The 8,733-nt window shown below is 36.6% G+C and carries 8 protein-coding genes; all 8 read left to right on the top strand.

Annotated elements, in window-relative coordinates; translation table 11 throughout:
• Positions 1 to 105: 105 nt before the first annotated feature.
• Entirely contained in the window at positions 106 to 3,921 is a 3,816-nt protein-coding gene (locus CI949_RS13125; RefSeq protein ID WP_290767173.1) for a phosphoribosylformylglycinamidine synthase, read from the top strand.
• 157 nt (positions 3,922 to 4,078) lie between these two features.
• Positions 4,079 to 4,375: an SHOCT domain-containing protein gene (locus tag CI949_RS13120; RefSeq protein WP_290767172.1), complete on the top strand. Its 297-nt coding sequence runs from the start codon at positions 4,079 to 4,081 to the stop codon at positions 4,373 to 4,375.
• A gap of 212 nt (positions 4,376 to 4,587) precedes the next feature.
• Positions 4,588 to 5,445, top strand: a complete 858-nt coding sequence (locus CI949_RS13115; RefSeq protein ID WP_290767171.1) for a DegV family protein — start codon at positions 4,588 to 4,590, stop codon at positions 5,443 to 5,445.
• A 189-nt stretch (positions 5,446 to 5,634) separates the two neighbouring features.
• Positions 5,635 to 5,805, top strand: a complete 171-nt coding sequence (locus CI949_RS13110; protein WP_290767169.1) for a hypothetical protein — start codon at positions 5,635 to 5,637, stop codon at positions 5,803 to 5,805.
• Between the two features lie 332 nt (positions 5,806 to 6,137).
• Positions 6,138 to 6,893 carry a class I SAM-dependent methyltransferase gene (locus CI949_RS13105; protein ID WP_290767167.1) on the top strand — a complete coding sequence of 252 codons (756 nt, stop codon included), beginning with the start codon at positions 6,138 to 6,140 and terminating at the stop codon, positions 6,891 to 6,893.
• A 26-nt stretch (positions 6,894 to 6,919) separates the two neighbouring features.
• Positions 6,920 to 7,048 carry a hypothetical protein gene (locus tag CI949_RS13100; RefSeq protein ID WP_290767165.1) on the top strand — a complete coding sequence of 43 codons (129 nt, stop codon included), beginning with the start codon at positions 6,920 to 6,922 and terminating at the stop codon, positions 7,046 to 7,048.
• Positions 7,049 to 7,122: 74 nt separating this feature from the next.
• Positions 7,123 to 7,674 carry an AAA family ATPase gene (locus CI949_RS13095; protein ID WP_290767164.1) on the top strand — a complete coding sequence of 184 codons (552 nt, stop codon included), beginning with the start codon at positions 7,123 to 7,125 and terminating at the stop codon, positions 7,672 to 7,674.
• Positions 7,675 to 7,741: 67 nt separating this feature from the next.
• The gene (locus CI949_RS13090) at positions 7,742 to 8,701 is read left to right on the top strand and encodes a D-2-hydroxyacid dehydrogenase (protein ID WP_290767162.1); all 960 of its coding nucleotides are present in this window, start codon (positions 7,742 to 7,744) and stop codon (positions 8,699 to 8,701) included.
• Positions 8,702 to 8,733 lie beyond the last annotated feature (32 nt).

The raw sequence follows: 8,733 nt of genomic DNA, 5'->3' as shown, positions 1-8,733 counted from the left end.
CTTATCAATATTCTTATTTAGAATTAACAGCTTTAATTTAAAAAATGTCTTGCAATTGAACTATGAATTCTAGTTTTTAAAAATTTCCAAAAAGGGGCGCTTAAAATGTCAGATAAGATCAGACGGGTTTTTGTTGAGAAAAAGGAAGGTTTTGATGTCGAAGCTGAGGAGCTTTTGCATGATTTTAGAGAGAGTCTTGTACTTGATCATTTAGAAGGACTCAGGCTGCTTAATCGCTATGATATTACAGATATTTCTAATTCGGCCTATCAGGAAGCCTGTGAAACAATTTTAGCTGAGTTACCTGTTGATCTAATCCATCAGGAAGGAATTGAGACTGCAGCTGATGAAGAAATTTTTGCTGTTGAGTATCTTCCGGGGCAGTATGATCAGCGGGCTGATTCCGCCGAACAGTGTATTCAGATTTTAAATAATGATGAGAAGCCGACTGTCAGGGCGGCCCGGGTTTTCATTTTGAAAGGAGATTTAAGTAAAGCAGAAATAGATAAAATTAAGGACTATTATATAAATCCGGTTGATTCCAGAGAGGCAGCACTTAAAAAACCAGCCAGTCTGGAAATGCAGTATAAAGTGCCGGAAAAGGTAAAAACTGCAGCAGGATTTATTGAAGCTGATGAACAGGGTTTAAAAGATTTGTTAGCAGAACTTGGTCTGGCGATGAGTTTAGCTGATTTGAAACATTGTCAGAAATATTTTAGAGATGAAGAAAACCGAAATCCGACAATTACAGAAATCAGAGTACTTGACACTTACTGGTCTGATCACTGCCGCCATACAACTTTTCTAACAAAAATTGAAAATGTCGAAATAGAAGAGAATAAATTTACTCAGGGAATTAAAAAAGCTTATCAGGAGTATTTAAATGGCCGCCAGAAGATTTATCGGGATCAGGAAAAAGATATCTGCCTGATGGATATTGCTCTGCTGGGCATGAAAGAATTAAGAGCAGCAGGTAAATTAGAAGACTTAGAGATTTCAAATGAGGTAAATGCTGCCAGCATTGAAGTGACTGTAGATGTTGATGGTCAGGAGGAAGATTGGCTTGTTATGTTTAAAAATGAAACTCACAATCATCCAACGGAAATTGAACCCTTTGGTGGTGCAGCAACCTGTCTTGGTGGTGCGATTAGAGACCCTCTTTCCGGCCGCTCTTATGTCTACCAGGCAATGCGGATTACTGGTGCTGGAGACCCCAGGACTCCGATTGAAGAGACTTTAAAAGGAAAATTGCCGCAGAAGAAAATTGTGCAGGAAGCCTCTGACGGCTACAGTTCTTATGGAAATCAGATTGGACTGGCAACCGGAATGGTTAACGAAATTTATAATGAGCGGTATCTGGCCAAACATATGGAGATTGGAGCAGTTATTGCAGCAGCACCTAAAGAAAATGTAGTGCGCGGTGAGGCGCTGCCCGGAGATATAATTGTGCTTTTAGGTGGTAAAACAGGACGTGATGGCTGTGGGGGTGCAGCAGGGTCATCTAAAGTGCATACTGAAGACTCAATAGAAGAAAGCAGTGCGGAAGTACAGAAAGGTAATCCCCCAACTGAAAGAAAGATTCAGCGCCTGTTTAGAAATCCTGAGGTCAGCAAAAAGATAAAAGTCTGTAATGACTTTGGAGCCGGAGGAGTTTCGGTTGCCATTGGTGAGCTGGCTGATGCTCTGGAGATTAATCTGGATGCTGTACCAAAAAAATATGAGGGTTTAGATGGAACAGAACTTGCGATATCCGAATCGCAGGAAAGAATGGCGGTTGTGATTGAGGCAGCGGATGTGGAAAAATTTATTCAGCTGGCAGCAGAGGAAAATCTGGAAGCCGCTGTAGCAGCAGAGGTTAAGAATCACCACCGTTTAATTATGGAATGGAATGATGATCAGATTGTTAATCTAAGCCGGGCTTTTCTGGATACAAATGGAGCAGCTCAAAAAACTGAGGTTAAGGTCTCAAAACCGATAGCAGCCGAAAACTATTTCAAAAAGGCTGCAGGGGAGCGTCTGCCGGAAACGAAAAATTTGAAAGATAAGTGGCTGCAGAATCTTGCTGATCTCAATGTGGCCAGTCAAAAAGGTTTGATCGAAAAGTTTGACAGTTCAATCGGAGCCGGCAGTGTGACAATGCCCTTTGGGGGTAAATATCAGCTGACACCAACTCAGGCTATGACAGCAAAAATCCCTTTAATCAAGGGAGAAACAAATACAGGTACAATTATGAGCCACGGCTATGATTCTAAATTAACAACCTGGAGTCCTTTCCACGGAGCCCTCTATGCAGTGATTGAATCAGTTGCCAAAATTGCTGCCGCCGGTGGAGATTATTCTAAAATCAGATTCACATTCCAGGAATATTTTGAGCGTCTGAGAAATAATCCGGAGCGCTGGGGAAAGCCATTTAGTGCCCTGCTTGGAGCTTACAGAGCACAGAAAGATTTTGGTCTGCCTGCAATTGGTGGGAAGGACAGTATGTCTGGAACCTTTAAAGATATCGATGTACCTCCAACTTTAGTTTCTTTTGCAGTAGATACAGTTGATGTTAACAATGTTATTTCACCTGAATTCAAAAAAGATAGTAGTAAGTTAGTTTATCTTCCGGTTGAGCGGGATGAAGCTGAAATGCCTGATATAGCCAAACTAAAAAAGAATTACAGCAGGGTTGAGAAATTAATTTCAGAAGCAAAGATTTATGCTGCCTCTGCGATTACAATTGGTGGACTGGCTGAAGCAATTTCTAAGATGAGTTTTGGCAATAAAATCGGAGCCGAAATTACCGCTAAACTGGATCAGGAGGAGCTATTTTCACCAGAATATGGCGCTCTAATTTTAGAAGTTCCAGCAGCTTTTGAGCCAGAAATATTGTTTAATGACTTAGATTTTAAAGTAATTGGAAAGACTATCAAAGAAGAAGTAATTAAAATTAATGGAATAAAAATTTCAATAGCCGAAGCACTTAAAAGCTGGGAAGAACCGCTGGAGAAAATCTATAAAACTGAGGTGGCAGAAGATGAAATAACTGCTTTAGTTGAGCCGGAGATAGAAAAAGAATTATTAAACCTTGACCATTTTCAGAGTGAGCAGAGTTTTAGTCCGCAGATAAAAGTTGCTAAACCCAGGGTTTTAATTCCTGTTTTTCCGGGAACAAACTGCGAATATGATACAGCCCGACAGTTTAGAGAAGCTGGAGCTGAAGTCGAAACCTTTATCTTTAAAAACTTAGAACCAGAACAGGTAAAAGATTCAATTGAAAAGATGGCTGCTTTAATCAGTGATTCTCAGATTATAATGCTGCCGGGTGGATTTAGTGCCGGTGATGAGCCTGATGGTTCCGGTAAGTTTATTGCGGCAGTATTTAGAAATCCAGAAATTAAAGCTGCAGTAATGGAGTTATTAAATAATAGAGATGGTTTAATGCTTGGAATCTGTAATGGCTTTCAGGCTCTGGTTAAACTTGGACTCTTACCCTATGGTGAAATTAGAGACTTAACGGAGGCTTCACCAACTTTGACTTATAATACAATTGGACGGCATGTTTCTCAGATGGTAAATACAAAAATTGTTTCTACAAAATCTCCCTGGCTTGCAAACGTAAAGACTGGAGATATTCATTCCATTCCGGTTTCTCATGGAGAAGGACGTTTTGCAGCAGAACCAGCAGAACTCAGAAAGCTTAAGCAGAATGGCCAAATTGTCACTCAGTATGTAGATTTAGAGGGGAATCCAACAATGGAGATTCCTTATAATCCAAATGGATCAATTGCTGCTGTAGAGGGAATCTGCAGTCCAGAGGGCAGAGTCTTTGGTAAGATGGGACATTCTGAGCGAATTGGGAAAAATGTAGCCAAAAATATTAGTGGGGAAAAAGATCAAAAACTCTTTCAGGCTGGAGTAGATTATTTTACTAAATAAAATGTGCATCTACAGTTTACCTGTCGTTTTATGTCGAAAAACGAGAAGTAAATACTATTAAAGAAAATAAAGTTTTTAAATTCATATTTCCTTCATATTTGCCCCTTATGATATAATTAAGTAAAGTACTTTAGTTTAAATAAGGAGTAGTGATATTATGTTTAGACTCGGACATATGGGGAGATTTGGCCATATGGGATTTGACAGTTTCTGGGGAGGTGGAGGTTTTATGATCTTTTTCTGGTTTATTATCCTTGCCGCAGTAATTTATTTTATTGTTCAGAGAAGTAATGAAAATAATAATTACAGTCAAAGAGATAGTCATTTCCGATATAATGAGCAGCAGTTAAGCAGCCATAGAGATGATGCGGAAGAAATAGCCCGTCAGCGTTATGCCAGGGGTGAAATTTCCAGAGAAGAATTTGAAGAAATTATCAGGAATTTAACAAGATAAATTCTATAAATCTTGAGGCGGCTTTGATTCTTATAAAAGAATTGGAGCTGTTTTATTTTAATTTTCGATAAAAACTGACAGGTAACCGGTAGGTAAAAATAAAAGGTAGTAAATTATGATCAGCAATTTGCCCAAAAGCATAAAAATCTGCTATAATAAACTTTGTTAAGGAAATAGTTGGCTGAAAGACATTAAATAAAGGAGAAATAATTATGCAGGAAAAAATTGCAGTTGTAACAGACAGCACTTCTGATTTAACCAGAGATGATTTAGAGAAGTTTGGAATTAAATCGATTCCACTAAAAGTAATTTATAGTGACCAGCAGTTTCATGATCGGGTTGATATCACTCCAGCAGAGGTTTATGAGAGTTTTGAGCGTGAGATACCAACTACATCTATGCCTTCTCCTCAGGAGATTATGGATGTTTATAATGAGCTGAAAAATGAAGGATATACCCATATCATTTCTGTTCATATTTCAAGTGGTCTTTCTGCAACTTATAGTAACTGTATGATGGTGGCTGATCAGATTGAGGGAATAGAAGTAGAAGTAATTGATTCAAAGATGCTTTCTAAAGGACTGGGGAGACTTGTGCTCTATGCTAATTCTTTAGTTGAAAAGGGAGAATTAAGCTTTGCTGAGATTATTGAAAAAGTTGAAGCTAAAAAAGATAAAATTGAGGTCTTTTTTGTGGTAGAAACTCTTAAGTATCTGAAAAAAGGTGGTAGAATCGGCAAAGTATCTGGAACAATTGCTGAATTTTTAAATATTAAGCCGATAATTGCCATTGATGATGAGGGTGAATATTTCACCTTCGAAAGAGTTCGTGGTCGTAAACGCTCACTGAAGAAAATGTATTCCATAATCAAAGAAAGATTACAGGAAGGCAGGGAATATGTTATAGATGTGATGAATGCAGCAGCTGAAGAAGAAGCTCAGGGACTTCTGGACAGGTTTAAGCGGCTGGCCCAGGTTAAAGAGACATATTTTAGTGAGATCAGTCCGGTTATGGTAGTTCATACCGGACCTGGTTTAATTGGTGTTGTACTGACAGAGCTTGATAAGTGATTTATAGTCTTGATTTTAAAAAGAATATTAAGAAGTTTATTTAAAATATTTTGTTCTTTATTGGGCTATAAAGTTAAATTGAGCAGTCCCCAGGGCTGTTCTTTTTTTATTTCATACTTGACAAATTAGCTCAACTTTACTATAATTGAAATTAGTAATCAATATCAATCAAATTAAGGAGTGAGAAAAATGACCGAAAAGAAGCAATTCAAGCTTAACTGGGCAGATAATCAAGTGTTTGATTATGAATTAGTTAAGGATCCAGACAATAATAAGTCACATGTCGAAAAAAGAGAAGAGTTAATTAAGCAGGGGGAAGTCGAATGTTCAGAATGGTGGCTATGTTGGAGGAAACATTAATGATAAAAAATATAAAAATTAAATTATTTTGAAAAGACCTCTTTTAGTTTGCAGCTGAGAGAGGTTTTTTTATTAGCCGGGAAATTATACCTAATGGTTTGCTGTGGATAATATTTATAGCTTCATAATTTTTGCTGTCAACAAAATTTAACCTTACTGTATTACAGATTGTCCGAAGAACATTTTGTTTTTTAAAGGAAAATGCAGAGATATCAAGAATTGTAAATTAGTTAAGTGTAGGGCTTTTCTTTTTTAAAAGCAGGATTTTTTGGAGTTACAGCTAATTCAAATAATAAGTATTTTAATTATAAATGTCACAGGAGATGATCAAAATGGAATTTTATTCTGAATTCAGCAAAAACTATGATAAAATTTTTCCACTCAATTCTAAAAAGCTTGAGCTGATAGATAATACATTTAAAGATTTGAAGGAAAAAAGAGAAGATATTAGACTTCTGGATGTCGGCTGTGGTACAGGGAGTTATGCTCTAGCTCTGGCTGAAAAGGGTTATCAGGTTCAGGCGGTTGATCTTGATGCAGAGATGATTTCTATAGCAGAATCCAAAATGAAAAAAGCCAGGATTAAAGTTGATTTTTATCGACTGGGAATGTTAAATTTGAGTAGAAAATTTAAATCAGCCAGTTTTGATGGAATTTATGTCATTGGCAATGTACTGGTTCATCTAAAAAAAGAGGAAATCAAAGAATTTTTGGCCCTGGCAGCAGGATTATTAAAAGAAAATGGGAAAATATTTATCCAGATAGTTAATTATCAGCGAATTCTGGAGTTGAATTTAGATGGTTTACCAACAATTTACAGCAAAGATGATTCTGTCCGCTTTGAGCGCAATTATGAATATGATAAAACCGAAAATATAATATATTTTAAAACTAAATTGATCGATCATTTTAATGATCAAATTTTATCAGAAAATAAAATAGAACTTTATCCACTCTGTAAAAGTGAACTGGAAGCGGATTTACAGGCAGCAGGTTTTAAAGTTGAAAATATATGGGGAAGTCCCGGTGGTGATCAGTATAGAGAATTAAGCTCAATACCTCTGATAATTACAACTCAAAAAAAATAAATTAAAGAACTCAGCAGAAATTATTTATGAACAAAAATAATTATGGTTGGCGTCTGGGATTTCTTGGTTTTTTAGGATTAGTTAGAGGTAATACAATTAAAGTCGGACATATTGGCAATGGTATTATGGGAGGAACAGCCGAAATTTTGTTTTAAAAGCAGGTAATGAGCTAAATTTATCGAATAATAACTTTAAAGAGCAATTAATTTTTATAATAAGGGGCAGATAGATGATTAATCACATACATATTCTGGGGCCGTCAGGTTCTGGAACTACAACTATCGGTAGAAAGCTGAGCAAAGAATACAATCTGGCTCATTTTGACGCAGATAATTATTTTTGGAAACCGACTGAACCACCATATCAGCATCTGCGTTCTATTGAGCAAAGACGCCGGCTGCTTGAAAAGGATCTTAAAAATGAATCAGGTTGGATTATTAGTGGTTCTTTTTGCGGCTGGGGAGATATTTTTATGGAAAAATTTGATCTGGTAATTTATCTCTGGACTCCAATAAATATCAGACTGCAGCGCTTAAAGAGTAGAGAACAAAAAAGGTTTGGAAGTGCAGTTTTACCGGGTGGGAAAATGTTTGAGCGGCATCAGAAGTTTTTAGATTCAGCTGCCAGATATGACTATGATCAGACAGAAATCAGAAATAAGAGAACTCACGAAGAATGGATGCAGAAATTAGAATGTCCTGTCTTAAAAATTGAAGGAGAAAAAACTGCAGCGGAAATTATGGAAGTTATTAAAAATAAAATTGAGGAACTGGAAAGTTAAATCTAACTGAAAATTATTAAATTATTTAATTGATAATTGAAGTTTGCTCTAAATATGGAGGGATAAAATGAGCAGTATTTTAGTTTTAACAAATGAAATATTTGATCTGCCCCAGAAAGCTGAAGCTGAGATTCGAGGAATTGCCCCGGAAATAAAATTTGATGTTGTAGAATCAAGCAGCGATTATTCTGAATTAATTAAAAAAAGTGAAATAGTATTTGGCTGGCCCAAAACAGATTTAGTTAAAAAATCTGAGAATCTAAAATGGCTGCACCTGCCCAGTGCAGGTGTTGATCGTTATGCCAATAAGGAAATTTATCAGAATCAGGATATTGTGCTCACAAATTCCAGTGGAGTTTATGGTAAGCCGATTGCAGAACATGTTTTTGCAATGATTATGGCCCACAACCGAAATTTAATTAATTATGCCTATGATAAAAAGGAAAAGAAGTGGCAGCGTAAAAATGAAATTAAAGATTTCTTTAATTCTACAGTTGGTATTTTAGGCCTTGGTGATATAGGCAGTACGATTGCAAGGAGAGCTAAAGCCTGGGGGGCTCAAGTTCTGGCTTTAAAAAGAACAGCGGCAGAGCTCCCTGATTATGTTGATCAGATTTATTTAAATAAGGATTTAAATAAACTGCTCAAAAGGTCTGATTATGTGATTTTAACTCTTCCGGCCACTCCGGAAACTAAGGGAATAATTGGTAGAAAAGAATTTAAAAGAATGAAAAATTCAGCCTTTGTGGTTAATATTGGCAGGGGATCACTGATTAAACAGGAGGAACTGGTTGAAGCTTTAGAAAAAGGCTGGATTGCTGGCGCCGGATTGGATGTAACTGAACCGGAACCACTACCGGAAACAAGTAAGTTGTGGGAAATGGACAATCTGATTTTAACACCTCATACTTCTGGCTTTTCTCCAACCAATGATCAGCGCCGTTTTGAAATTTTTAAAGATAATTTAAAAAACTATTTGAATCAGGAAGAATTATTGAATCAGGTAGATTTTGAACTAAAATATTGATTTATTAACTGCTCTTAACGGAGCAGTTATTT

Source organism: Halanaerobium sp., from assembly GCF_003070835.1.
The sequence above is the reverse complement of the archived record's forward strand: the minus strand, read 5'-3'. Positions and strand labels throughout refer to the sequence as shown.